General features: G+C 68.7%; 28 protein-coding genes. 20 read left to right on the top strand and 8 right to left on the bottom strand.

The genetic code is table 11. The features are described from left to right. Positions 1–122: 122 nt before the first annotated feature. Together BN977_RS18140 and BN977_RS18135 are read left to right on the top strand one after the other, a co-directional pair. A complete protein-coding gene (locus tag BN977_RS18140) occupies positions 123–1,424 on the top strand; it encodes a hypothetical protein (protein ID WP_084172598.1) in 1,302 nt (433 codons plus the stop codon). Then, positions 1,421–1,930 (top strand): DUF4232 domain-containing protein, encoded by a 510-nt coding sequence (locus tag BN977_RS18135; RefSeq protein ID WP_109790229.1) that lies wholly within the window; start codon positions 1,421–1,423, stop codon positions 1,928–1,930. The genes BN977_RS18140 and BN977_RS18135 overlap by 4 nt, the downstream gene beginning before the upstream one ends. Positions 1,931–1,940: 10 nt before the next feature. Here BN977_RS18135 and BN977_RS18130 read toward each other — a convergent pair whose 3' ends face one another. Then, entirely contained in the window at positions 1,941–2,828 is an 888-nt protein-coding gene (locus BN977_RS18130) for a DMT family transporter (protein WP_036400022.1), read from the bottom strand. Between the two features lie 209 nt (positions 2,829–3,037). On the opposite strand from BN977_RS18130, the gene BN977_RS18125 reads away from it, so the two are divergent. From BN977_RS18125 to BN977_RS18090, 8 genes are all read left to right on the top strand, one after another. Then, positions 3,038–3,457 (top strand): MarR family winged helix-turn-helix transcriptional regulator, encoded by a 420-nt coding sequence (locus tag BN977_RS18125; RefSeq protein ID WP_024454930.1) that lies wholly within the window; start codon positions 3,038–3,040, stop codon positions 3,455–3,457. A 33-nt stretch (positions 3,458–3,490) separates the two neighbouring features. Beyond that, complete coding sequence (locus tag BN977_RS18120) at positions 3,491–3,931, top strand: hypothetical protein (RefSeq protein WP_024454929.1); 441 nt, start codon at positions 3,491–3,493, stop codon at positions 3,929–3,931. Continuing rightward, positions 3,928–4,194 carry a hypothetical protein gene (locus BN977_RS18115; RefSeq protein ID WP_024454928.1) on the top strand — a complete coding sequence of 89 codons (267 nt, stop codon included), beginning with the start codon at positions 3,928–3,930 and terminating at the stop codon, positions 4,192–4,194. The genes BN977_RS18120 and BN977_RS18115 overlap by 4 nt, the downstream gene beginning before the upstream one ends. Next, a complete protein-coding gene (locus BN977_RS18110) occupies positions 4,191–4,535 on the top strand; it encodes a rhodanese-like domain-containing protein (protein ID WP_024454927.1) in 345 nt (114 codons plus the stop codon). Before BN977_RS18115 ends, BN977_RS18110 begins: the two co-directional genes overlap by 4 nt. Positions 4,536–4,655: 120 nt before the next feature. Further along, positions 4,656–4,859 (top strand): NAD(P)-binding protein, encoded by a 204-nt coding sequence (locus BN977_RS18105; RefSeq protein ID WP_024454926.1) that lies wholly within the window; start codon positions 4,656–4,658, stop codon positions 4,857–4,859. 41 nt (positions 4,860–4,900) lie between these two features. Then, a complete protein-coding gene (locus BN977_RS18100) occupies positions 4,901–6,505 on the top strand; it encodes an FAD-dependent oxidoreductase (protein WP_084172597.1) in 1,605 nt (534 codons plus the stop codon). Then, positions 6,450–7,631 (top strand): zinc-dependent alcohol dehydrogenase, encoded by a 1,182-nt coding sequence (locus BN977_RS18095; RefSeq protein ID WP_036400019.1) that lies wholly within the window; start codon positions 6,450–6,452, stop codon positions 7,629–7,631. Before BN977_RS18100 ends, BN977_RS18095 begins: the two co-directional genes overlap by 56 nt. A 38-nt stretch (positions 7,632–7,669) precedes the next feature. Continuing rightward, positions 7,670–8,011 (top strand): hypothetical protein, encoded by a 342-nt coding sequence (locus BN977_RS18090; protein ID WP_036400017.1) that lies wholly within the window; start codon positions 7,670–7,672, stop codon positions 8,009–8,011. 3 nt (positions 8,012–8,014) lie between these two features. Here BN977_RS18090 and BN977_RS18085 read toward each other — a convergent pair whose 3' ends face one another. Further along, complete coding sequence (locus tag BN977_RS18085; RefSeq protein WP_024454922.1) at positions 8,015–9,172, bottom strand: acyl-CoA dehydrogenase family protein; 1,158 nt, start codon at positions 9,170–9,172, stop codon at positions 8,015–8,017. A gap of 108 nt (positions 9,173–9,280) precedes the next feature. Between BN977_RS18085 and BN977_RS18080 the strand changes: the two genes are divergently transcribed. Next, positions 9,281–9,973: a TetR/AcrR family transcriptional regulator gene (locus BN977_RS18080; RefSeq protein WP_051561619.1), complete on the top strand. Its 693-nt coding sequence runs from the start codon at positions 9,281–9,283 to the stop codon at positions 9,971–9,973. Here BN977_RS18080 and BN977_RS18075 read toward each other — a convergent pair. After that, the gene (locus tag BN977_RS18075; protein ID WP_024454920.1) at positions 9,956–10,342 is read right to left on the bottom strand and encodes a hypothetical protein; all 387 of its coding nucleotides are present in this window, start codon (positions 10,340–10,342) and stop codon (positions 9,956–9,958) included. The genes BN977_RS18080 and BN977_RS18075 overlap by 18 nt on opposite strands. Before the next feature lie 118 nt (positions 10,343–10,460). Between BN977_RS18075 and BN977_RS18070 the strand changes: the two genes are divergently transcribed. The 5 genes from BN977_RS18070 (at position 10,461) to BN977_RS18050 (ending at position 14,913) form a co-directional block, all read left to right on the top strand. Then, positions 10,461–11,717 (top strand): GTP cyclohydrolase II, encoded by a 1,257-nt coding sequence (locus tag BN977_RS18070; protein ID WP_036400014.1) that lies wholly within the window; start codon positions 10,461–10,463, stop codon positions 11,715–11,717. Further along, positions 11,714–12,883 (top strand): URC4/urg3 family protein, encoded by a 1,170-nt coding sequence (locus tag BN977_RS18065; RefSeq protein WP_036400011.1) that lies wholly within the window; start codon positions 11,714–11,716, stop codon positions 12,881–12,883. The genes BN977_RS18070 and BN977_RS18065 overlap by 4 nt, the downstream gene beginning before the upstream one ends. Positions 12,884–12,887: 4 nt before the next feature. After that, positions 12,888–13,517 carry a uracil phosphoribosyltransferase gene (upp, locus tag BN977_RS18060; protein WP_036400009.1) on the top strand — a complete coding sequence of 210 codons (630 nt, stop codon included), beginning with the start codon at positions 12,888–12,890 and terminating at the stop codon, positions 13,515–13,517. Positions 13,518–13,522: 5 nt separating this feature from the next. Next, positions 13,523–14,254 carry a helix-turn-helix domain-containing protein gene (locus tag BN977_RS18055; protein ID WP_131590151.1) on the top strand — a complete coding sequence of 244 codons (732 nt, stop codon included), beginning with the start codon at positions 13,523–13,525 and terminating at the stop codon, positions 14,252–14,254. 83 nt (positions 14,255–14,337) lie between these two features. Beyond that, complete coding sequence (locus BN977_RS18050; protein WP_036400007.1) at positions 14,338–14,913, top strand: class I SAM-dependent methyltransferase; 576 nt, start codon at positions 14,338–14,340, stop codon at positions 14,911–14,913. Between the two features lie 3 nt (positions 14,914–14,916). On the opposite strand, the gene BN977_RS18045 is transcribed toward BN977_RS18050, so the two are convergent. Next, positions 14,917–16,299: an LLM class flavin-dependent oxidoreductase gene (locus BN977_RS18045; RefSeq protein ID WP_036400004.1), complete on the bottom strand. Its 1,383-nt coding sequence runs from the start codon at positions 16,297–16,299 to the stop codon at positions 14,917–14,919. Then, complete coding sequence (locus tag BN977_RS18040) at positions 16,296–17,207, bottom strand: MetQ/NlpA family ABC transporter substrate-binding protein (RefSeq protein WP_036400001.1); 912 nt, start codon at positions 17,205–17,207, stop codon at positions 16,296–16,298. Before BN977_RS18040 ends, BN977_RS18045 begins: the two co-directional genes overlap by 4 nt. 133 nt (positions 17,208–17,340) lie before the next feature. On the opposite strand from BN977_RS18040, the gene BN977_RS18035 reads away from it, so the two are divergent. Genes BN977_RS18035 through BN977_RS18025 form a run of 3 tightly spaced genes read left to right on the top strand, consistent with a single transcriptional unit; the run spans position 17,341 to position 19,984 of the window. Then, a complete protein-coding gene (locus BN977_RS18035; protein ID WP_036399998.1) occupies positions 17,341–18,351 on the top strand; it encodes a methionine ABC transporter ATP-binding protein in 1,011 nt (336 codons plus the stop codon). Next, positions 18,348–19,079, top strand: coding sequence for a methionine ABC transporter permease (locus tag BN977_RS18030; RefSeq protein ID WP_036399996.1), 732 nt, complete (start codon positions 18,348–18,350; stop codon positions 19,077–19,079). Before BN977_RS18035 ends, BN977_RS18030 begins: the two co-directional genes overlap by 4 nt. Next, positions 19,076–19,984 (top strand): MetQ/NlpA family ABC transporter substrate-binding protein, encoded by a 909-nt coding sequence (locus tag BN977_RS18025; RefSeq protein WP_036399994.1) that lies wholly within the window; start codon positions 19,076–19,078, stop codon positions 19,982–19,984. Before BN977_RS18030 ends, BN977_RS18025 begins: the two co-directional genes overlap by 4 nt. On the opposite strand, the gene rox is transcribed toward BN977_RS18025, so the two are convergent. From rox to BN977_RS18010, 3 genes are all read right to left on the bottom strand, one after another. Further along, positions 19,959–21,401, bottom strand: a complete 1,443-nt coding sequence (rox, locus tag BN977_RS18020) for a rifampin monooxygenase (protein ID WP_036399992.1) — start codon at positions 21,399–21,401, stop codon at positions 19,959–19,961. The two genes, BN977_RS18025 and rox, sit on opposite strands and share 26 nt — an antisense overlap. Before the next feature lie 90 nt (positions 21,402–21,491). Continuing rightward, positions 21,492–21,965: a GNAT family N-acetyltransferase gene (locus tag BN977_RS18015; RefSeq protein WP_036399990.1), complete on the bottom strand. Its 474-nt coding sequence runs from the start codon at positions 21,963–21,965 to the stop codon at positions 21,492–21,494. 17 nt (positions 21,966–21,982) lie between these two features. Then, the gene (locus BN977_RS18010; RefSeq protein ID WP_036399989.1) at positions 21,983–23,434 is read right to left on the bottom strand and encodes an LLM class flavin-dependent oxidoreductase; all 1,452 of its coding nucleotides are present in this window, start codon (positions 23,432–23,434) and stop codon (positions 21,983–21,985) included. Positions 23,435–23,524: 90 nt separating this feature from the next. Here BN977_RS18010 and BN977_RS18005 point away from each other — a divergent pair, with 90 nt between their 5' ends. After that, positions 23,525–24,124, top strand: a complete 600-nt coding sequence (locus BN977_RS18005; RefSeq protein WP_036399987.1) for a hypothetical protein — start codon at positions 23,525–23,527, stop codon at positions 24,122–24,124. Positions 24,125–24,147: the final 23 nt, after the last annotated feature.

Raw genomic sequence — 24,147 nt, 5'->3', positions numbered from 1 at the left:
GACGCGGTCGCCCGGACGGGCGCGAGCCGATCGTATCGGCGCGCGTCAAGGATCCAAGAATCCGTCAAGCCGGCTGCCGCACCATCGGGACCAGTGACCACATCGCACCGAGGAGCACCAGCATGATCCGTACATCGCGGGTAGGCATCCAGCTGACCGTTGCCGTCGCCGCGGCGGTGTTGGCGGCCGGATGCACCTCGGAGACGTCGACACCGACGGCACCACCACCCGGGGCGGCGACCTCGGCCCGCACACCGGCACCGGCGCCTGCCGCGCCGGTCGCCGCGCGGGAGGGTGCGGCCGCCATCGGCGAGGTTCCCTGGGACCAGGTCGGAGCCGGCTGGACACTGGCCACCTGGAGCCCGGTCACGGCCCATCGCCCCGGTGAACAGCGTGCGCCCGGCGAGGCGGATCCCGAAACCGCCACCACCACACTGTTTCTGGTGGACCCCGCAGGCAACCGCTATACGATCGCCACCTTGGCGGGCGCCGACGCCCGGCTCCGGTTGACGGACTGGTCCGGTGACGGCAGTACGGCACTGTTCACATCCACCGAGTATCCCGGGCCGTCGAAGATCATCGCGGTCGATCTGCACACCGGCACCCAGACCACCATCGCGGCCCAGGGCTATCCCCGCTTCACCCGGCCCACCGGGCAGGCGCTGCTGGTCTCCACACCGTTCATGGGCGGCACGCCGGGGACACTGACGCGCATCGGCCTGGACGGCACCGTGCAGCAGCGGTACCCGACCGACGAGCTCGGCGGCGCCGGCCAGTTCAGCGGCCGCTACCTCGCCTCACCGGACGGGACGCGACTCGTGCTCGCGACCGCCAACCTCGGCAACGAACTCGTCCCCCGCAGCGACGACAGCCTCGTCGTCGTGGGCAACGACGGCACAATCCTGCGGACGCTCCCGACGCCGATGGCCAACGCCGCCTGTGCGCCGGTGCGCTGGTGGGCAGCCGAGGTGGTGCTGGCCGATTGCTCGGCCGAACACGGCTCTGCCACCCAGTTGTGGCGGGTGCCCCTCGACGGCGGCACCGCCACCCCGCTCACCGCGCTCAACTCCGGTCAGGGTGATGATCCCGGTTTCGGCGGGGACCTCGGCGACGGGATCGCGTGGGAACTGCCCACCGGAACGTTCCTTCAATCCGCCGGCGCCTGCGGCACCGCTTTCCTGTCTCGCCTGACGGCCGACGGCCACACCACCCGGGTGGACGTTCCCGGCATGTCCGACAGCGTTTTCGTGATCGGGGCGACCGCCGACAAGCTGGTGCTACACGGCCACCTGGGGTGCGGCGGTGGGACGGCGCTGGTGAGTTACGACCCGGCCACCAACTCCTCGACCGTGCTGCTCGGCCCGTCCGTCAACGGCGGTGGTGTCACCGAGGCCATCCTCTATCCGGAGCCGGGCCGGTCATGAAACACGCTGCAGCGAAAGCCATCCCGATCACCCTCGGATTGGCGGCAATGCTCTCCTTCGGTTCCGGAGCGGTTGCCCGGGCCGGCACCCCGCAGGCGTGCTCGGTCGGGCAGCTCCAGGTGAGCAACGGCGGCGAGCAAGCCGCCGCCGGACACCGCAGGGTGCTGCTGGTGTTCAGCCTGGTGGCCGGCGCACCCTGCACACTGACGGGTTACCCGGGTGTCGTGTCCGGGTCCGGCGGACCGGTGGTCCAAGCGGACTGGACGCGCGCGGGCTACATGGGTGGGGCGGCACCTGATACGCCGCCGGTCGTGTCGGTATCCGCTGGGCAGCCCGGCTATGCCGTCGTCGAAGGGGCGGCGGTCGACAGCGCCGATCCCGACCACCCGTGCCCCACATACACCGACTTGCACGTCATCCCGCCGGACACCACCGATCCGATCACCGTCGCCACCCATATCGAGACCTGCCGGCTGCAGGTCCATCCCGTGACGCGACGGCCCTAGCCCGGAGCGGTCAACCGGCGGCCGGCGGCGCGGGCACCGGCTCCCCCGCCGAGCGACGGGTGGCCAGCACCGAGCCCACCAGGATGAGCGCCAGGCCGGCCACGTTGAACACCGTGAGGGGCTCGGCGAGGACGACCACGCCGGCCACCAGCGCCACCGCCGGATTCACGTAGGTGAACACCAGCGCGCGGGTCGGGCCGACTTCGCGGATCAAGGCGAAGAACACGATGAAGGCGAGCGCCGTGCAGACCACGGCGAGCAGAACGGTCGCCACGAGCACCCGCGTGCTCGGCATGTCGGTCGGCCACCGCAACGCCGCCGGCACGGCGTACACCAGTGCGGCGACGGCGAGACAGCTCGCGGTCAGCGGCAGGGCCGGGACGTCGGTGAGGTGCCGCGCGGCGATCAGCGGGGCAATTGCATAACAGGTGGCCACCAACAGCACCTGGGCGATGGGCCAGGCTCCCCCGCCGGACAGGCCCGGCCCCGCCAGCACCGCCACGCCGACGATGCCGACCACCAACCCGGCCAGTCGGCCGGCACCGAGATGATGTGTGCTTCCGGTGATCCGGTCCAGCACCGTAGCGATGATCGGCGACGCGGCGATGAGCAGGCCCGTCGTGGAACTGCTGAGGTGATGTTCGGCGTTGGAGAGCAGCAGCCACGCCGCGATGATCTCGAAGAAGGCGAAGGCCAGCAACGGTTTCCAGTGTGCGATGACGCTCGCGATGTTGGCCCGTGACACCGCAAGCGGCAGCAGCACCGCGGCGCCGATCAACGTGCGGGCCAGTACCAGCACGGGTACCGACAGCCCCTCCAGCGCGATTTTGATCAGTAGATACGGGATGCCCCAGATCACACTCATCGCCGCGAACAGCAGCCAGCCGCGTGCGCTCACCGCCGGCCCGAAAAGCGCAATGTTGCAACGGTCACCGGATCACTAAATCACGCCCGTCATGCCGGTTGGCTCGGCGGTGGCGGTGCGAGCACCTCGATCATCCCGTCCCGCTCACGAACCTCGAAGTGTGGCAGCGGGTTCGGTGCGGTCGGGAGGGCGTGGGTGACGACCTTGCCGGCCGGTCGGCACGGGCCGAGTAACCTGCCTGCATGGCCGAGCCGCCTCCGTTCAGCCCGACCGTCGGGCTCCTCACCGTCAGCCGGGTCTGGGAGGCGGCGTTCACCGAGGCGCTCAAACCGCTCGGATTGACGATCCGCAAGTACGGCCTGCTGGGGCACATCCGCAGGACGCCGGGAATCTCGTTCAGCGAGCTGGCCCGTCGTTCTCGTATCACGGTGCAGAGCGCCCACGCCGCGGTGGCGGCCTTGGTCGAGGCCGGACTGGTCGACGACGGGACGTCCCACGCGGGCGCCGCGTCCACCTTGCGTACCACCGCCGAGGCCGAGTCGCTCCTGGCCAGGGCCGCGGAGGTGGTCGGTGGGCTCGACGCCGAGTTCGCCGTCCAGCATCCAGAACTGACCGAGGCGCTGCGGGCCGGCTTCGCGCGGATGGTGACCCCGCCGGAGTAGCCTCCCGGCCAACCTTCAGTTAACCTGAAGGTTGTGGAATCCCTCTTGCTGTCGGTACACGTGCTGGCCGGCATCCTGTTCGTGGGCCCAATCGCCGTGTCCACCAGTCTGTTTCCCCGCTTCGCTCCGGTGGCCGGCGAGGGCGGGCACGGCAACGCCGATATCGCCGCGATGCTGTACCGCATCACCCGGGTCTACGGCACGCTCGCGCTGGTGGTGCCACTGGTCGGTGTGCTGCTCGCGATGGTGCAGGGCCGGGCCACCGAAATCTGGATCATCGTCGCGATGGTGCTGACGGCGGCCGCCGGCGGCCTGCTCGCACTGCAGATCGCGCCCCGGCAACGCGAGGCGCTGGACGCGCCCCCCGCCGCTACCGCGCTGCGGCGGCTCGGCATGCTGGCCGGCATCTTCAACCTGCTGTGGGCGCTCGTCGTCATCCTCATGGTGGTGCGGCCCGGGGCGCATCTCGGATGAACCCGCTGCTGCGCACCCTCGGGGTGCTCTCCCTCCTCGAGTTCGCCAGCGTGCTGGCCCTGCTGATCAATCTCGGCACGGTGCACGACCGGACGGTGGCGGGCGTGTTGGGGCCCATGCACGGGGCGCTCTATCTCGCGGTGGCGGTCACCGCGCTGCTGGGCCGCGGGTTGGCTGCGCGAACCCGCGTCGCAGCCGTGATACCCGTGCTCAGCGGCCCCCTCACCATGATGAACGTGCGGTGGGAGGCGACCAATCGATGAGTTTTCGCCATTTCCTCAAGCGCCCGCCCGCGGTCAGCGCATCCGAGGCGGTCCGACTGGTGGCCGAGGGCGCGCTCGTGGTGGATGTCCGGCGCGATTTCGAATGGAACCGGGTGCATATTCCGGGTGCCGTGCACATTCCACTGGAAGCGCTGCCACAGCGCTGCCTCGAGTTGCCGGAGGACAGGTTGCTCATTGCCTTCTGCACCGGCGGCCTGCGCTCGGCGGGTGCGGCAAATCTGTTGGTGGAGAACGGCTTCGACGCGGTCAACATGAGCGGCGGGTTGATCCAATGGCGGGCCGCCGGCGGCTGCCTCACGACTGTCCCTGATGTGAGGTAGCACACCGGGCCCGGCTCGCCCTCATGGGTTTACCGCAGCCCACACGAGGTACCACGGGTGCTCGCCACGGGCGATTCCGGCACACCCAACGTGCAGACACCGATCAGGAAGTGCTCTCCCTTGCCACCCATCAACACACCCGACGCCGTCGTCATCGGCACCGGCCGCCACGGCGTCACCGCAGCGGCCGCCCTGGTGGCCGCCGGCTGGGACGTCACCATGCTCGAAGCCGATGGCCGGACCACGGCCGTGGCCGCCTCGGCGCGACGCCACCATCGGGGACCACGAGCGGTGCCGACCGCACCGCACAAGTTGCGATGCTGACTGGCGCGTTTGACGACCCGGCGACCGGGTAAGCACAGCGCATGTCGTCGCTGTGGACCACCGACCGTATCGAGACCGCGACACCGGCACCGGAGTTGACAGCCACACCCGAAGCGGTGGACGTGGTCGTCGTCGGCGCCGGTTTGACCGGCCTCACCACGGCGGTCCTGCTGGCCCGCGCGGGCAAGCGGGTCACCGTGGTGGAGGCCCGGCACATCGGTGCGGGCACCACCGGTAACACCACCGGCAAGGTCACCCTGCTCCAGGGCAGCAAACTGGCCCGCATCGCGGCCAAACATGGCACCTCGGTGCTGGAGGCCTACGTGACGGGCAACAAAGAGGGCCGAGACTGGCTGCTGCGCCATTGCGCCGACCACGGCCTCACCGCCCAGCGCGAGGACGATCACGCGTACGCGCAGACCGCCCAGGGCCTGCCCACGGTGCGAGCGGTGCTCGATGCCTGCCGCGGTGCCGGCCTGGATCCCGAGTGGCTGGATTCGGCCGACGTGCCCTTCCCGTTCGCCGGTGGTGTCCGGCTGCGCGATCAGGCCCAGATCGACCCGATCCCGTTTCTGGACAGCCTGGTGGTGGAACTCGAAGCGCACGGCGGTGCCGTGCTGCAGGGCGTGCGCGCCACTTCGATATCCGGCAGTGGGCCACTGCGGGTGGACCTGCGGGTGAGCCACGCCGCCGACGACACCCGGGACCGGCAGTTCTTCGTCAGGGCCGACCGCTGCGTCCTGGCCACCGGCACGCCCATCCTGGACCGGGGCGGGTTCTTCGCGCGCCTCAAAGCGCAACGCTCCTATTGCATGGCCTTCGACGTCCCCGGGGACATCACCCGGTCGATGTACATCTCGGTGGACTCCCCCACCCGATCGGTGCGCTATGCCCCCACCCCGGAGGGCGACAAGCTGATCGTGGGCGGCGCCGGCCATCCGGTCGGCCGCGGCGGTGACGAGGCCGCCGCCGTCGACGAACTCGCCCGCTGGGCAGCGCTGCACTACCCGGGCGCCGTCCAGACGCACCGCTGGTCGGCGCAGGACTACCACCCCGCCGCCGAACTGCCCTATGTCGGTCCGCTGCTGCCGAAAACCGACCGCATCTTCGTCGCGACCGGATTCGACAAATGGGGCATGACCAACGGGGTGGCCGCCGCCCTGGCCCTGTCCTCGCGCATCCTCGGCGGACGGATGGACTGGTCGCAAGCGTTCGGCAGCTGGAGCACTCACGAGCTGGCCGGGTTGACCACGGCGGTCAAGGACAACCTGGAAGTCGGCATCAATCTTGCGAAAGGCTGGTTGACGCCGGTCATGTCGAGCGCATCGGCACCACTCGACGGTGGCGGTGTGGTCAGCGGCCCGCTGTGGAGACCGCACGCCACCTGTGTGGTAGACGGTGCCCGGCACACCGTGTCGGCGGTCTGCCCGCACCTGGGTGGCGTGGTGCGGTGGAACAACGTCGACCGGGCGTGGGAATGCCCGTTGCACGGTTCGCGATTCGCACCCGACGGTTCGTTACTGGAAGGTCCTGCAACCAAGGGACTTTCGCCCATCGGTCAGGCGCCGGGTGGCGCGGAAGGAGCCTCAGATGCGAGCGGTGAGCTGGCAAGGAAAACGGGACGTCCGCGTGGAGACCTTCCCTGACCCGAAGATCGAAGAGCCCAGCGACGCGATCATCGAAGTCACCTCCACCAACATCTGCGGTTCCGATCTGCACCTGTACGAGGTCCTCGGAGCCTTCATGCGACCGGGCGACATCCTCGGGCACGAACCGATGGGCATCGTGCGCGAGGTGGGCGGCGACGTGACGAACCTCGCGGTCGGCGACCGTGTGGTGATACCGTTCCAAATCTCTTGTGGCAGTTGCTTCATGTGTGATCGGCAGCTGTACACGCAGTGCGAAACGACCCAGGTGCGCACACACGGCACCGGTGCCGCTCTGTTCGGCTATTCCGAACTCTACGGTTCGGTACCCGGCGGGCAGGCCGAGTTCCTGCGCGTACCGCACGCGGATTTCACCCATATCAAGGTGCCGGACGGACCGCCGGACAGCCGGTTCGTCTATCTGTCCGACGTGCTGCCGACCGCTTGGCAGGCCGTCGCCTACGCCGACATCCCCGACGGCGGTACGGTGGCCGTCCTCGGGCTCGGTCCCATCGGCGACATGTCGGCCCGCATCGCGGCGCGACTGGGCTACCGGGTGATCGGCGTCGACCTGGTTGCGGAGCGGCTGGCGCGGGCGGCGGGACGGGGTGTCGAGGTGATCGACGCCGGCACGGCCGATGCGCCGATCGGTGAGGTCATCCGTGCCCGGACCGACGGACGCGGGGCCGATTCGGTGATCGACGCGGTGGGCATGGAGGCGCATGGCTCGCCGATCGCAAAAGCCTTGCAGCAGATGACCGCGCTGCTTCCTGACGCCGTGGCAAAACCACTCATGCAGAAGGCGGGGATCGATCGGCTGGATGCGCTGTACACCGCCATCGACGCGGTGCGCCGCGGCGGCACCATCTCGATCATCGGGGTCTACGGCGGTGCCGCCGATCCCCTGCCCATGTTGACCCTGTTCGACAAGCAGGTGCAGTTGCGGATGGGCCAGGCGAACGTCAAGCGCTGGGTGCCCGACATCATGCCGTTGCTGGTCGACGAGGACCCATTGGGCGTCGACGATTTCGCCACCCATGTGCTCCCCCTCGAGCAGGCTCCGTGGGCGTACGAAGCGCTGCAGAAGAAGGAGCACGGCGCGGTGAAGGTCGTCTTGCATCCCTGATGCGTTGATATGAGGTCGCTTAGAGATAGCGGCCGGTCGTGGCGATCTACGGCATCGTGGAAGCCATGATCGAGATGCTGACCGCGGGAGCGGCGAAAATCATTGTCGGAGTGGGAACCTTCCTGGGCGCGGACCCGCTGCCACTGAACGACCCGGCCGCTCCGCACGGACCGACCGCGGTCTCCGATGCCGGGCCAGGGGGCGCGGTGGTGTTGCCACCGCACGTGCCGGCCGAACTGCGGCCGCAACCTGTCGCCGGTAGCCCGAACCAGCATGTGCCCACCATCGTGATACCACGCGATCAGGCCGTGGGCGGCGCCAACCCGCACATTCCATACGGGACCAATCCTCTTGTCCCGTACGGAACCTGGACTCCCTGACCGCTACAGTCCCATGTTCTTGGCGATGATCATCTTCATCACCTCGCTGGTCCCGCCGTAGATGCGGCTCACGCGGTTGTCGGCGTAGAGCCGGGCGATCGGATACTCGTTGATGTACCCGTACCCACCGTGTAACTGCAGGCAGCGGTCGATGACGCGGGAGGCGACATCGGTGCAGAACAGTTTGGCCGAGGCGGCATCGGCGGGGGTCAGCTCGTCGAGGTCGTGCGCCTCCATGGCCCGGTCGACAACGGCCTCCATGGCATCCACATCGGCCTGGCACGCCGCGAGCTCGAACTTGGTGTTCTGGAACGACGCGACCGGCTTGCCGAACACCGTGCGATCCCGGGTGTACTGCGCGGCGAACCGCACCGCGGCCTTGGCCTGGGCGTAGGCGCCGACGGCGATACCGAGGCGTTCCCGAGGCAGGTTCTGCCCCAGGTAGGAGAATCCCATGTTGACCTCGCCGAGCACGTCTTCGGCGGGCACGACCACGTCGGTGAAATTCAGTTCGGCGGTGTCGGACACCCGCAGACCCAGCTTGTCGAGTTTGCGGCCCACCTGGTACCCGGCGGACTTGGTGTCCACCACCAGCAAGGTGATGCCGAACCGGCGGTCGTCCTCGCGTGGCGGCGCGGTGCGCGCGCACACGATGACCCGGTCGGCGTGCACGCCACCGGTGATGAAGGTCTTCGACCCGTTCAGCACGTAATGCGTGCCGTCGCCGGAAGGCTTTGCGGTGGTGCGCATTCCGGCCAGATCCGAACCGGTTCCCGGCTCGGTCATCGCGATGGCGAACATCGTCTCGCCGCTGAGCATGCCCGGGTACCAGCGCTGCTTCTGCTCTTCGGTGGCCAGCGCCTTCAGATAGGGCAGACAGAGGCCGATGTGCACGCTGGAGCCGCCGAAGGAGACGCCGGCGCGGGCACACTCCTCGGTGATGATGGCCTGGAACTTGTACGAGTCGAGCCCAGCGCCGCCGTATTCGGAGGGGATCTCGATTCCGAAGATGCCCAGTTCGCCGAGCTTGTAGTAGAAGTCGCGAGGTGCGATGCCCTCCTCGAACCACTTGTCGTAGACCGGGACGACCTCGGATTCGATGAACGCCCGGATCATCGAGCGGAAGTCCTCGTGCTCTTCGGTGAAAACGGTCCTGCGCATCGGTATCTCCTCTGGGCTGGCGCCCAATAGCGAACAGTGTTAGCTTATGTGCACAGTTTAAGCTAACGGCGTTAGCCAGGGCAAGGTTGCCGGGAAGTGAGGCGCGTCATGGGGCGGCCGCGCATACCCCTGCTCAGCCGCGAGCGCATCCGCGATGCGGCGCTGGAGATGATCGACCGGGACGGTCTGGACGGACTGTCCATGCGCAAGCTGGCGACCGTGTTGGGGGTGCAGGCCGCGTCGCTCTACAAGCACTACCCCACCAAGGACGACGTGCTCGACGACGTCGCCAGTCGAGTGGTCAGCGACGTCGAGACCACCGCCTTCGACGATGGTGCGGACTGGCCGGCCGGGTTGGCGGACTGGGCCCGCTCCTACCGGGCTGTGCTGGCCGCCCACCCCAACCTGGTGCCGTACCTGGCGAGCGGCATCGGCAGGCGCGATGCCAGCCTGCGGATCGCCGATGCCGTGCACGGTGGACTGGTGGGTGCGGGTTGGCCGCCCCGGGAAGCCACCCTGATCGGCGCGGCCACCCGATCACTGGTGCTGGGATCCACCGTCGGGTCGTTCTCGCAGGGCTTCGCCGACGATGTGCAGGTCTACCGAGACCGCTATCCGCACATGCACCAGGCTCATCTGTTACGCGGCAAGGCCGACGAAATCGACACGGCCAGTTTCGAGCTGGCGCTCACCGCGTTCATCGACGGACTGAAGATGCGGTTCGGCGCGATCGGTGAACGCCGGCAGCGGCGCCGGACCACGGTCAAGCCGGCGCCGGGTGGTTCAGCTCCGGTCGTCTGAGGACTTCCCGGTGAACTTGCCCAGCCGGGACACTCCCGGAATGCTCGACAACATCCGGAACACCTCATTGCCCGTCGCGACGAGCGCCTCCAACTGCGGGAGCAGCCGGTCCAGGGTGCGGAACATCGGATCGGCCATCGCCATATAGCGTTCGGTGCGGTCGATGGTGGTGTTCAGGCGCTCCGTCGCGATCGCCAGGTTCTCGATGAGATCGGGTAGTTGCGCGGCGAGCTGAACCGACGCGGGCGGGATGCGCATCGCACCCCCGGCCACCGCCTGCGCCGCCTCCACCGCCGCCTGGGCGGAGTCGACCGCCGCCTGCGCCGCGGCCCTCAGATCGCTCGGTTTCGGCATCTTCTGACTGCTCATGACGCAACTGTGCCGCAGGTCGGGCCCGCTGTCAGCGGTATCGCGCGGCGCCGGTCACGTCGAGTCGCTAAGCTGGCGCCTTCCCCTGCTGGGGTTTCCAGTGCGGAGAGGAGCTCCGATGGCGGACACCGCCACACCCAAGCCCGGGCACATCCGGCTGACCTCGCACAGCGGTGGTTCCGGTGCCCTGCCGATCCGCTGGGGCGCCGCCACCGCCGCCGAACGCGGGCCCGTGGTCGGCACCACCGGTACCCGCGCCCACCGCAACGTCATCGGCACCCACAGCGGTTCCTACAGCGTGTACCGCGCGCTGGCGGTGGCCGCCGGCGCCCTGTCGCGTGCCCACCGGGCGGACCTGACCAACACCGCCCCCACCGACCCGATCGGTCCGTACGAACAGTGGGGTGACGCGGACAAGATCGTCAGCCTCGACCCCTGGGGCGCGACCGTCGCCGACGCGTTCGCTGCCGAATTGGCCGCCGGATACGACATCCGTCCCACCATCGCCGTGACCAAGGCGCACGTGATCCTGCCCGAGATCGCCGACGCCATCGCCAAGGGCAGGTTGCAGCCGGACGGCCGGCACCTTCTGGCCAGCGGTGCGGCGGTGGTCACCAAGGCGGCTCTGGAACCGGTGTGGTACCTGCCCGGCGTGGCGGCCCGATTCGGTTGCAGTGAGACCGAATTGCGGCGCGTGCTGTTCGAGGAAACCGGCGGGATGTACCCGGAACTGGTCACGCGCGGTGACCTCGAGGTGTTCCTGCCGCCGATCGGCGGGCAGACCGTCTACATCTTCGGTGCGGCGCGGGATCTGGCCGACCCCTCCGTCGAGCTGACCGCGCGGGTCCACGACGAGTGCAACGGCTCCGATGTGTTCGGGTCCGACATCTGTACCTGCCGGCCGTACCTCACGCATGCCATCGAGGAGTGCATCCAGGGCGCCCAGCGCGGCGGCGTCGGACTGGTCGCCTACTCGCGCAAGGAAGGCCGGGCCCTGGGCGAGGTCACCAAATTCCTGGTGTACAACGCCCGCAAGCGTCAGGAGGGCGGCGACACCGCCGACCAGTACTTCGCCCGTACCGAATGCGTGGCCGGTGTGCAGGACATGCGCTTCCAGGAACTGATGCCCGACGTGCTGCACTGGCTGGGCATCCGCAAGATCCACCGCCTGGTGTCGATGAGCAACATGAAGTACGACGCCATCACCGGGTCGGGCATCGAGGTCGGTGAGCGGGTCAACATCCCCGACGAACTGGTGCCCGCCGACGCCCGGGTGGAGATCGACGCCAAGATGGCCGCCGGCTATTTCACCCCCGGTGACGTCCCCGACGCCGACGAACTGCGCAAGGTCAAGGGTCGGGGGCTCGACGGGTGACCGACCCGATCGCCGAACTGCGCACCACCGCCGCCATCCGCGATCGCGCCCGCTTTCTGCTGGCCCGGGCCCGCGCAGGTGAATCGGCCTGGTTCACCGTCGACGACGACGCGTTACCGGGCACCGCCGCCGAGGTCGCGACGGTGACCCGGAACCGCTATCCCGACCTGAACGTCCCGTTCCACAGCCGGTGGCGCCACTTCGAGGCGGGCGGGGTGGCACGCGGGGCCGGCCTGGACGCGCCCGCGATGATCGACCTGGCGGTGGTCAGCGTGCTGCTCGACGCCGGTGCCGGCCCGCAGTGGCGCTACGACGAGCACGCCACGGGACTGTCCTTCACCCGCTCCGAGGGCTTGGGCGTGGCCAGTTGGCACGCCTTCACCGACGGCCTGTTCTCCGGCGACCCCGACCAGCCGTTGCGCGCCGACGCCACCGGGTTGCGGGCCGTGACACCCGAGGCGCTCGCCGCTGCCTTCCAGGTCGGCGACGACAACCAGTTGGTCGGCCTGGACGGCCGCGCCGGGTTGCTGCGCCGGCTCGGTGCGGCGCTGGCCGCGAACCCTGCGGTGTACGGACCCGACGGGCGACCCGGAGCGATGTTCGATGCACTCGTCGGATCCGACAATGTGGTGTCCGCCCACGCCATCCTTTCGGCGTTGCTGTCCACCCTGTCGGAGGTCTGGCCGTCCGGTAACGCAATCGGGGGCCAGGCGCTCGGCGACGTCTGGCGGCACCCCGCGGTACCGGGCCCGGGTGCGAGTGCGGGCTGGATGCCGTTCCACAAACTGTCGCAGTGGCTGACGTACTCACTGCTGGAGCCGTTCGGGTGGGCGGGTGCCCGGGTGACCGGGATCGACGAGCTGACCGGCCTGCCGGAGTACCGCAACGGCGGTCTGCTGATCGACACCGGGGTGCTCGGCTTGCGGGATGTGGCTGTCACCCAACGTGCTTGGTCGGTCGGTGACGAGCTGGTGGTGGAGTGGCGGGCGCTCACCGTCGCGCTGCTGGACGAACTCGCGCCGCTGGTATGCGCCGAACTGGGTGCCGACGTGCCGTTGGCATGCGTCCTGGAGGGCGGTACCTGGCAAGCCGGCCGCGCCACCGCACACCGGCTGCGCGGCGGTCTTCCCCCTTTGACCATCATCAGTGACGGGACGGTGTTCTAGACACATGACGGGCGTGCACGTGATCGATCACCCCCTGGTGCAGCACAAGCTGACCCTGCTGCGCAGAAAAGACGCTTCCACCAACAGTTTCCGCACCCTGCTCCATGAGATCGCGACCCTGATGACCTACGAGGTGCTGCGCGACATCCCCACCCAGGAGGTCGAGGTGCAGACCCCGCTGGAGGCCACCACGGGGCGGGTCATCGACGGCAAGAAGCTGGTGTTCGTGTCCATCCTGCGAGCCGGCAGCGGCATCCTCGACGGCATGCTCGACGTGGTACCGGGTGCCCGTGTGGGGCATATCGGCCTCTACCGCGATCCGAAAACCCATATCGCCGTGGAGTATTACTTCAAGATGCCAAGCGATCTGAACGAACGCGACATCGTGGTGGTGGACCCGATGCTGGCCACCGGCAACTCGGCCATCGCGGCGGTCGACCGGCTCAAGGAGTACTCGCCCCGGTCCATCAAGTTCGTCTGCCTGCTGACCTGCCCCGAGGGTGTGGCGGCATTGCACGATGCCCATCCCGACGTGCCGATCTTCGCCGCGGCCGTCGATCGTGCCCTCGACGAGCACGGCTACATCGTGCCCGGCGCCGGAGACGTCGGTGACCGCATCTTCGGGACCAAGTGAACGTCATGCCCGGCACCTGGGTCGCCGCCGACGATGACGAGCTGGGCATCCAATTCGCCATCGCCGGCTCGTTCGGCGATGTCGCCCTGCACCACCACCCGGCGGTCCAGGTGGCCGTCGGGCTGGATGGCCCCATCGAGGTGACCACCGCCGACGGCTCGACCCGCACGTGCCGGGCGGTCGCCATCGCCGGTGGCACCCGACACGCGCTCGGCTGCGCGGCCGGGGTGACGCCGCTGTCGCTGTATCTGCGGCCGGACATCGGGCCGGGTGGCGGAATCAACGCGCGAGCCCGCGGGGACATCTGGGTGATCGACGACGACGCGCTCTGCGACGACGTTGCCCGTGTACTCGACGCGGAAGGGCTGCCGGCCGCCGCCCGCCGGCTGGTCGCCGAACTCGGCGCACGAACCGCCGCCCGCGAAGGCCATCCGCAACTGCGGCAAGCCATCGATCTGCTCAGGACCGGACCCGTCGACCTGGTCTCGGCCGCACGGGCGGTGGCCCTGTCGCCCGACTACCTCGGCCGACTGTTCAAAGAGCAGACCGGGACGTCGTTCTCGGCCACCGCTCGGTGGTTGCGCCTGGTCGCCGGACTCGAGCGGCTGCGCGCGGGCGGATCGGTCACAGACGCCGCACACTCGGCCGGATTCACCGACGGCGCACACGCCAACCGTGCCTGCTGGGAGCTGCTGGGCGCAGCCCCGAGCCGGCTGGCGCGCAACTTCGCCGAATAGGGCCGAACAAGGACGGATCCGTACAAGCGGACCGCGCGGGTGCGCGGCAGGCTGGCAGCACCAACACCCAGGAGGGAACGGACATGCCGGCGATGTCGAAGGTGGAACGGGCATTCTGCTGTGGAGCGCTGTGGCGCACCGGCACCGGCGCGGTGGTGCGGAGCCTGCCGGCGGCGACGCTCGGGCACGAGGTCCTCGAGATCGGCTCGGGGAACGGGGCGGTCGCGGAACGGCTCGCGCGCGAACGCCGGGAAATCACGATCACCGCAACCGATCTGGATCCGGTCATGGTCACAGCGGCCACCGCGCGGCTCGCTCCTGTGCCCAACGCGACGGTGCGGACCGCCGACGCCACCGCGCTGCCGTTCCCGGACGCATCGTTCGATTCGGTGCTGAGCGCCCTGATGCTGCACCACGTGATCGATTGGGAGGCCGCGCTGGCCGAGGTCGCCCGCGTGCTGCGACCCGGCGGCGTGTTCGTCGGTTACGACCTGGTGCGCACCCCGTTGGCCACCGCGATCCACCGGGTCGACCGATCACCGTTCCGGCTGTTCACCGTCGACGAGTTCGGCGCGGGCTGCGCCGCGGTCGGCCTGCGTCCCGAGATCGCGACCGGATTGCGGGGCCACGTGCTGAGATTCGACGTCCGCGCCGCCTGAACGTCACAGGCCACTGGCGTGCGCGGTGAGCGCGGCCCTGCGGTCGGGAACCCGCGACAATCCCAGATGTCCGCGCAACGTGGTGTGCCGGTACTCCCGGCGGAACAGCCCACGGTCGCGCAGGATGGGAATCACGTGATCGACGAAAAGTTCCAGCCCGGAGGGGAAGACGTCGGGCATCAGGTTGAACCCGTCCACCGCGCCCGCGACGAACCACTCCTCGATGGCGTCGGCGAGCTGCTCGGGAGACCCGACCACCAACCGGTGCCAGGTGATCACCCGATCCAGCAGTTGCCGCACCGTCAGGCGCTCACGGCGGGCCAGGTTCACCACGATATCGCGGGCACCCTGCGACCCGACGGTCGTCTCGGCTCCGTCGATCAGCCACTGCGGCAACGGTTTGTCCCAGTCCAGTTCGGCAGGATCCACACTGAGCTGGCCCGCCAGATGCGCCAGCCGCCGCTCCCCCGCCAGCTCGTTGAGCTCCCGATGGCGCCGGTGTGCCTCCTCCTCCGTGCTGCCCAGCACGAAGGACAACCCCGGCATGATGCGGATGGCGTCCCGCGGCCGACCATGGGCGGCGGTCCTGGCCCGCAGTTCTTCGGCATAGTGCAGGGCATCCGGCAGCGAGGCCTGCGCGGCGAACACCCCGTCGGCATAGCGGGCCGCCAGGTCCAGCCCACCCGCGGAGCCACCGGCCTGGAACAGCACCGGATGTCCCTGCGGCGGGCGCGGCAGCGTCAACGGCCCGTCCACCCGGTAGAACTCGCCGCGATGGCCGATGGTGTTGATCGACCCGACGCGGCTGAACGCCCCGGTGCGCTTGTCGGCCAGCACCGCGTCGTCATCCCAGGAGTCCCAGAGCGCACGCACGACATCCACGAACTCCGCCGCGCGGCGGTACCGCTCGTCCCGCGGCGGCTGCACCGACGTGCCGCCGGCCCGGCCGAAGTTGTTCCAGGCGTACGGATCACTACTGGTGACGACGTTCCATGCGACCCGCCCGCGGCTCAGATGGTCCAGTGAGGCGAATCGCCGCGCCAGGTTGTAGGGCTCCTCGAACGACGTGGACACCGTGCCGATCAGGCCCAGATGCGTGGTCACCGAGGCGAGCGTCGACAGCAGCACGATCGGGTCCAGCGCCAGCGGCGGTGCCACCAGCGGTTGGTCCGGCGGCTGGAACAACGACGGACTGTCGGCCAGGAACAGGGCGTCCAGGGTGCCCCGCTCCGCGATGTGGGCCAGGTTGATCCAATATGCCGGGTCGGTGAACCAGGTCGGCTCGGCCGACGGATGCTGCCAGGCCGCCGGGTGCATCCCGTCGGACAGCACGTTCAACCCGAAATGGAGTTGGCGGTCGCCGGCTTGTGGTCGGGCACCGCTCATGCCGGATCACCCGGCAGCGCCAACTTCTTCACCTCGGGGTCGTCGGCGATGAAACTCTGCACCCGGGGATCCTTGAACGCCTTGATCAGATTCTGGACGTTCGGCGTGTCGATGTAGTTGCTGCCGACCGTGAGGACCGAGGCGAACTCGTCCGGTGACTTGGGGGCGAAGATCAGTTTGTCCTCGGATACGCCTGCGGCGAGGAAGGATTCGGCGTACCCGACGATGGCGTCCAGGTCCGGCAAGGCGCGCGGTTGTGCCCCGAAGTCGAGCAGGGTGAACTTGAGGTTCTTCGGGTTGGTGGCGATGTCCTTCTGTGTCAGTGCCGTGACGTCGGCACCGGGCCGCAGGGTGATCAGGCCGGCCTGGGCCAGGTACCAGATGCCCTGGGCATTGTTGGCCGGGTCGGCGAGCAGCGACACCGTGGCCCCGTCGGGCAGATCTTGCACCGATCTGTACTTGTCCGACCAGATGCCGAACACCCAGTGGAAGAACGGACCGGTGGCGGCCTGTTCCTTGAATCCGGGGTTGGCGTCGAGCACCTGTCGCAACCAGTGCCGGTGCTGGAAGATGGTGCCGGCGTAGCGGCCGTCGCTGATGGCGCTGTTGATCTGGGTGCTGTCGCCCAGCCCGACCGCGGCAACCTTCACGCCGTAGTCGGGGGCGATGTGCGCACCGATGTATTCGATGATGGCCTTCTCGGCGGGGTTGGAATCCAGGTACACCACACCCAGCGTGGCGCCGGCGGTCTCGTTCGCCGAATGGGACCCGTTGCCGCGGAACAGCAGAAAGTACCCGGCGATCGCCACCACCACCGCGACGGCGATCGCGATCAGCGGCCATTTTCGGCGCTTCTGCAGGGTGAAGCCGTGAGAGTTGGTGTCGGCCGGAGATTCTTCGATGGTCATAACGCGTCGAGTGTGTCCGCGGGCGACGCCGGCCTCAAGGATTCGGCTCAGCCTGGCGCCAACCAAGGGTGGCTGCGCTCACGGTGAGCGCAATGATGGCCCACAGCAGGCCACTGTGTCACCGTCGACATCCATGATCGAACTCACCGACGTCACCAAGGCCTACGGCCACGGTGCGCAGCGCACGGTGGTGCTGGATCGGATCAACTTCCGGGTGGAGGCCGGCGAGATCCTCGCCGTGGTGGGGCCCAGCGGAGCCGGCAAAAGCACTCTGGCGCAATGTATCAACCTGCTCACCCCGCCGACCTCGGGCTCGGTGGTGGTCAACGGCGAAGACCTCACCACGCTCTCGGCGCGCAAGCTACGCGTCGCCCGCCGGCGGATCGGCACCGTGTTCCAGTCGTCCGGCTTGCTGGAACGGCGCACCGCCGCCGAGAACGTCGCGCTGCCCCTGGAGTACCTGGGGGTGACCGCCGCGGAGACCCAGAAGCGCGTCGCCGAACTGCTCGACCGGGTGGGATTGTCCGAGCGGGCGCAGCACTATCCGTTCCAGCTGTCCGGCGGGCAGCGCCAGCGGGTCGGCATCGCCAGGGCGCTGGCGCTGCGGCCGTCGGTGCTGCTCTCCGATGAAGCCACCGCCGGGCTGGATCCCACCACCACCGCCTCGGTGGTGGATCTGCTGCGCGAACTGCGTGACGACCTGGACCTGTCGATCGTGTTCATCACCCACGAGATGGACACCGTCCTCAAGATCGCCGACTCGGTGGCCCGCCTCGACCACGGCACCATCGCCGAATCCGGCCGCCTCGTCGACCTGCTCACCGACCCGCAATCGGCGCTGGGTTCGGAGTTGCGGCCGCACCGTGTCGACGCCACACCCGCTGCGGGGCTGCAGGTCTGGAATATCGTCTACGACTCGCCCGACGTCCCCGCCGACTGGATCGGGCGGGCGTCGGCCGAGCTCGGTGTGCCGCTGGCGGTGCTCGGCGCCTCGGTGCAGGTGGTCGCCGGTGTGACGATCGGCGGAGCGACACTGGGCATTCCGGCCGATGTCGGCGCCCGGGTGGCCGGCGTGCTGGCCGGATTCGGGTTGTCGGCCAACACCGGTGCGGCGATCGAGCCCGAGCTGGAAGTGGTGGCATGACCGAATCCGTCTTGGCCAACGCCAAAGTGCGGTTCGACGAGCTGCCGGGTCTGCTCTTCCCGGCGTTGCTGGACACCCTGATCATGGTCGGCATCGTGATGACCATCGTGGTGCTGGTGGGTGTCCCGCTGGGTGCACTGATCCACAACCTGGCCCCCGGCGGGCTCTTCGAGAACCCGGCCCTGCACACCACCCTGAGTTGGGTGATCAGCATCGGGCGGTCGCTGCCGTTCCTCATCCTGATGGCGGCGATCATGCCGTTCACCCGGTTCATCACCGGTACCAACATCGGCATCGCCGCCGCGGTGGTGCCGATGTCGCTGGCCGGTATCGCGTTCTTCACCAGAATCGTGGAGAACTCGCTTCGTTCGGTGCCGCCGGCCGTGGTCCAGGTGGCCCGGGCCTCCGGCGGTTCCCGGCTGCAGATCATCCGCACCGCGCAGCTCAGCGAGGCGGTGCCATCGATCATCGGCGGCCTCACGATCAACATCATCGCGATGATCGAATACTCCGCGATCGCCGGAACCATCGGTGCGGGCGGAATCGGTTATGTGGCAGTCACATACGGCTACCAACGCTTCGATCAGGGCGTCATGCTGGCCACCATCGTCATCCTCGTCATCACCGTCGCGCTCGTCCAGCTCGCCGGTGACGCACTCGTCCGCTTCACCACCCCGCACCGTCGGGGCCACACCGCCCTGTCCCTGCGCCGAAAGGTCCCCGCATGACCACCACTCCGACCTCCGACACCGCCCCCGACCAGGACGACCACGGATTCGAACTCAAACGCAACGCGAAGTGGGCCTGGATCGCGCTGACCCTGGCGGTCGTCATCGTCGGCGTGGTGGTGGTGCGCTACGCCTTCTTCAACGAGACCAAGTCCGCCAACGAGATTCCCGGTGCGACGCTCGTCGTCGCCACCAACGAGGGCAACGCCGCCGAGCAGGCCCTGATCGAGTACATCGGCAGGGAGGTCGCGCCCCGGCACGGGATCAAGGTCGCGTTCCGTGGGTTGTCCGACAGCAACACCATCAACCGGGCCGTCAACGACGGCGAGGTGGCCGGCACGGTCTATCAGCACAAGTTGTGGCTGGGCCAGGTGCTGGAAGCCAACCCCGACTTCCGCGAGACCGCCGCCACGCCGGTGTTCCGTTGGGGCTTCGGGATCTGGTCGGACAAGTACACCGATGTCACGCAGCTGCCCGACGGCGCCAACGTCTCGCTGTACTCCGATCCCGCGAACGAAGCGCAGGGTCTGTGGCTGCTGGAACGCGCCGGCCTGATCACGCTCAAGCCCGGGGTCGACAAGTGGCAGGCGACCCAGAAGGACATCGACACCAACCCCAAGCACCTGAAGTTCACCCTGCTCGACTTCGCCGCACAGTCCCGCTCGCTGCCCGACCTGGACGCCGCCGTCGGCTACACCGAGTACTACCTGGCCGCCAAGGTGCCGATCAAACAGCAGATCTTCGCTCCCCCGGCTCCCGACGAGTTCGCCGGTCAGCTGACCATCGGCACCAAGTGGGCCGACACCGAGAACATCAAGAAGCTGGTGGAGACGTTCAAAGATCCTGCCGTGCAGCAGTTCTTGGCCACCGATCCGAGCGTCAAGGACATCCTGCTGCCGCTGTAGGGGCACCGAACCACGCCGTCAGGCGGTCGGCCAGGCCCGTCTGGTCGTCACCCGACCAGACGATGTGGCCGTCGGGGCGCAGCAACACGGCGGCGGCGTCCAGCTCGGGAGCGCTGTCGGTGACGTGATCGACCCGGTCGGCCCAGCCCGCGACCGACAACGCGCCGGTCTGGTCCAGCAGAAGTGGGCGGCCGTGGTGCATCAGACCGTACAGCCGTCCCCGCCCGACGGGCATATCGCGCAACCGACGCCCCCACCGCCGGTCGCCGACGTCGTAGCGGACGCCGATGGCGGTGATCTTCTCGACCAGGTAGCGGTTCACCTCGTCGAAATCCATCAGCTCCGCGACCAGCCGGCGCACCGCCTGCGGGCCGGCAGCGGTGGACATCAATTCCATCTGGGCGCGCGAGTTGTTCAGAACGTCGGCGGCCACCGGGTGCCGCTCGTCGTGGTACGTGTCCAGCAGGTGCGTCGGTGCCCAGCCCCGAATGTGCCCGGCGAGTTTCCAGCCCAGGTTGAACGCGTCCTGGAGGCCGAGGTTGAGGCCCTGGCCGCCGGCGGGCGGATGGATGTGCGCGGCGTCGCCGGCCAGGAACACCCGTCCGCAGCGGTAGCGTTCGGCCTGCCGGGTGGCGTCGCCGAACCGCGACAACCACCGCGGGGAATGCGCCCCGAAATCGGTGCCGGCCACCGCAAGCAGCTGCCGGCGGAATTCGTCGAGCGTGGGCGGCACCCCGCGGTCGTCGGTCAGCCCGGCCGCCGGCACCACCACCCGATAGACACCGTCCGTCCCGGCCAGGAGTCCGGCACCGAACCGCTTCTGCGTCTGCCGAATCCGCTCGACCGTCGCGGTGACGATCTCGGGGTCGGCCGCCAGCCTCATCTCACCGAGCAGGGTCTCGGTGCCGGCCGGCTCGCCGGGAAAGGGAATCCCGGTCAGGGCGCGCACCGTGCTGCGTCCTCCGTCGCAGCCGACCAGGAACGCGGCGCGCTGATGCGTCCCGTCGGCCAGGTATGCGCTCACCCCATCGGCGTCCTGCGTCAAACCCACCAGTTCGGCGCCCCGGCGCAGCTGTGCGCCGAGCTGGTCGGCCCGTTCGGCCAGCAGCCGTTCGATGACCGGCTGTGGAATGCCCAGGGTGTATGCGTGCGCCGTGTCCAGTCCACTCGGCGCCGGTTTGTCGATGGCCGCGAAGAAGCCGCCGACCGGGAACGTCCGGCCCAACTCCAGGAAGCGCTCCAGCACGCCGCGCTGATCCATGATCTCGGTGCTGCGCACGTGCAATCCCAGAGCCCGCACCACCGGGGTCGGTTCGGCCGCCTTGTCCAGCACCAGCACCCGCACACCGTGCAGGCGCAGTTCCGCGGCCAGCATCAATCCGGTGGGTCCCGCACCGATGACGATCACGTCAAACATCCAATCCCCCAATTCAATCGGCCTGCCGAACAGGTGTGGAGGGACGATTGTGCGGCACACCCGGGGCCTTGCGGCAAGCCCCCGGGTCGGCTATACCTTGAAAGGGGCGGGGGAAATCCGCTTCCGGAAGTACACCCTGCGGTATCCGTTCTCGGTTCGGCGTGCGGTCTCCTGGTAGCCCTGCCGCGGGTAGTACGCGAGGTTCTCCGACATCGCCTCATTGGTGTAGAGCCGCACCTCGGCCAGCCCGAGGTCGCGGGCCCGTGACTCCGCCCGGCGCAGCAGCAGCGCGCCGTACCCGCGGCCCTGCGCGGTGGGCAGAACGGCGACGGTGTCGATCAGCACATGGTCGTCGGCGTACTCGAGCACCAACGCGGCTTGCAGCCCGCCGTCGTGCTCGATCACCCAGACCCGCGAATCATTCAGTGCTGCAGTGAAATCGGCGTCCATCGGGGCTGGGCGCCGCCCCATCCGGTCGACGTACTTCTCGAACGCCTCCGTGACGACACGGTGGACCGCGGGGCGATCGGCGCCGGTGGCCGGACGGATCGGTGCAGCATCCATCCGGCCACTCTACGGGGCTACCGCCCCCGCGCCGGTTGCGAGGCCACCGAGTCCGACGACGACGGCCGCGTCGACGGGCGCTCGATGATCGTCGAATTCCGGCCCCCCACACGGTAACTGGCTCCCCGGTGCTCCTCGGGCAGCCGATCGCCCTTACCGTTGAGCTTGTTGCGCAGGGTGCCGGGGGCGTAGTCCTGTTGGTAGGCGCCCCGCTCGGTCAGTACCGGCACCACATGGTCCACGAAATCGGCGAACGAGCCCGGTGTGATCGCATAGGCCAGGTTGAACCCGTCCACATCGGTTTCGTCGACCCATTCCTGCAGTGTGTCGGCGACCCGGGCACCCGAACCGACGATCCGCGGTCCCATCCCGCCGATCTTGCCCCATTCGGCGATATCGCGGACGGCCCACTCGCCGCCGTCCGGGTCGGCGGACTGGAAGGCCTGGACCGCCGACAGGATGGCGTTGGAGTCCACGTTGCCCACCGGCTCGTCCAGCCCGTACCGGGACAGGTCCACCCCCATCCAGCCGGACATGAAGGTCAGGGCGCCCTCGGGGTCGCCGTAGGACAGGTACTCGGCGTGCTTGGCGTGCGCCTCCTCGTCGGTCGCGGCGGTGATCACGGTGGACAGGTTGAAGATCTTCGCCGAGTAGGGATCGCGCCCGGCCAGCTCGAGCTCGGACCTGATGGTCGAGACCGTCTCGCGCAGAATCGCTTTGGTGGGAGCTGCGGTGAAGATGGCTTCGGCGTTCTCCGCGGCGAACCGCACGCCGCGCGGCGAGGAGCCGGCTTGGTAGATGACCGGCGTGCGCTGCGGCGACGGTTCGGCCAGGTGCACCCCCGGGACGCTGAAGTGGGTGCCCTCGTGACCGATGTGATGCACCTTGTCGGGATCGGTGAACACCCCACGATCCCGGTCGCGGATCACCGCGTCGTCCTCCCAGGAACCCTCCCACAGCTTGTAGAGCACCTCGAGGTACTCGTCGGCGTGGTCGTAGCGGGCGTCATGGGCGGGCTGATCGGTCTGGCCCATGTTCCGGGCGGCGGCGGGCAGGTAACCGGTGACCACGTTCCATCCGATCCGTCCGCCGGTCAGGTGGTCCAGGGTGGAGATGCGGCGCGCGAACGGGTAAGGGTGTTCGAAACCGGTTCCGGTGGTGATACCGAAACCCAGATGCTGGGTGACCAGCGCCATCGCCGAGACCAGCAGCAGGGGGTCGCCCACCGGGATCTGTGCGGCCTGCCGGATGGCGGCCTCGTCGCTGGCGCCGTACACGTCGTAGGTGCCCAGCACGTCGGCGATGAACAGCCCGTCGAACCTGCCGCGCTCCAACAGTTTCGCCAACTCGGTCCAGTACTGCAGATCCTTGTAACGCCAGGACTGGTCGTCCGGGTGCCGCCACAGACCGGGCGACTGGTGGGCGACACAGTTCATGTCGAAGGCATTGAATCGAATTACGCGGGTCACGCCGGTAGCCTGCCCGCGATCCGGTTCGGCGTCACCGGTTGCATTCAGCGTGCGTTAATCGCGCGGCATCCGGTCCCCTACGCTGTGCCCATGGCACGCGGCACACAGGCCATCGGCTGGTTCTCGCTGACGGCGGCGATCGTGGCGTCGGCGTGCGGCACACCCACCGTCGTCAACACCGGCGAACCGCACACTCCCGTCACCACCTCCGCGGCACCACCGGGACTGCCGCCCTACACCAGCAATGCCCATCTGGCGAACGCCGACGAGTTCTACGCGACCTCGGGTGACCAACAGGCGTATTACTTCGCCACCCCCAGCGGCCGATGGCACTGCGCCATCGTCCCGCACGCGCAGGCCGGTTGCCAGGCGGCGGGCTCCACCGCGTTGCCGATCGCCGGGGCGCCGACGGCGGTGCCCGCTGCCGACGGCACCCAGGTGAAACCGACCGCGCTGGTGATCGACCGCACCGATGATGCGCAATTCGTTGCGGCCGAAGGTGACCCGTTCAGTCTGCAGCCCGGTCCGGCGGCCACGTTGCCGTTCGGCACCGTGCTGGCCGTCGCCGGGTTCCGCTGTAATGTGCAGGAGGCATCCGGCGTGTCGTGTGGCAGCGAATCCAGCGGCAAGGGATTCACCTTCGCCACCGACGGTTACCAGCTGACCTACACCGACGTGCCGCAGGCTTGACCAACGGTACGGGCTACCGTACT

Origin of the sequence: Mycolicibacterium cosmeticum (assembly GCF_000613185.1) — a bacterium.
GTDB classification, from domain to species: Bacteria; Actinomycetota; Actinomycetes; order Mycobacteriales; family Mycobacteriaceae; genus Mycobacterium; species Mycobacterium cosmeticum.
Note: the sequence above shows the minus strand (reverse complement) of the source record. Positions and strands in the feature narration are given on the sequence as shown.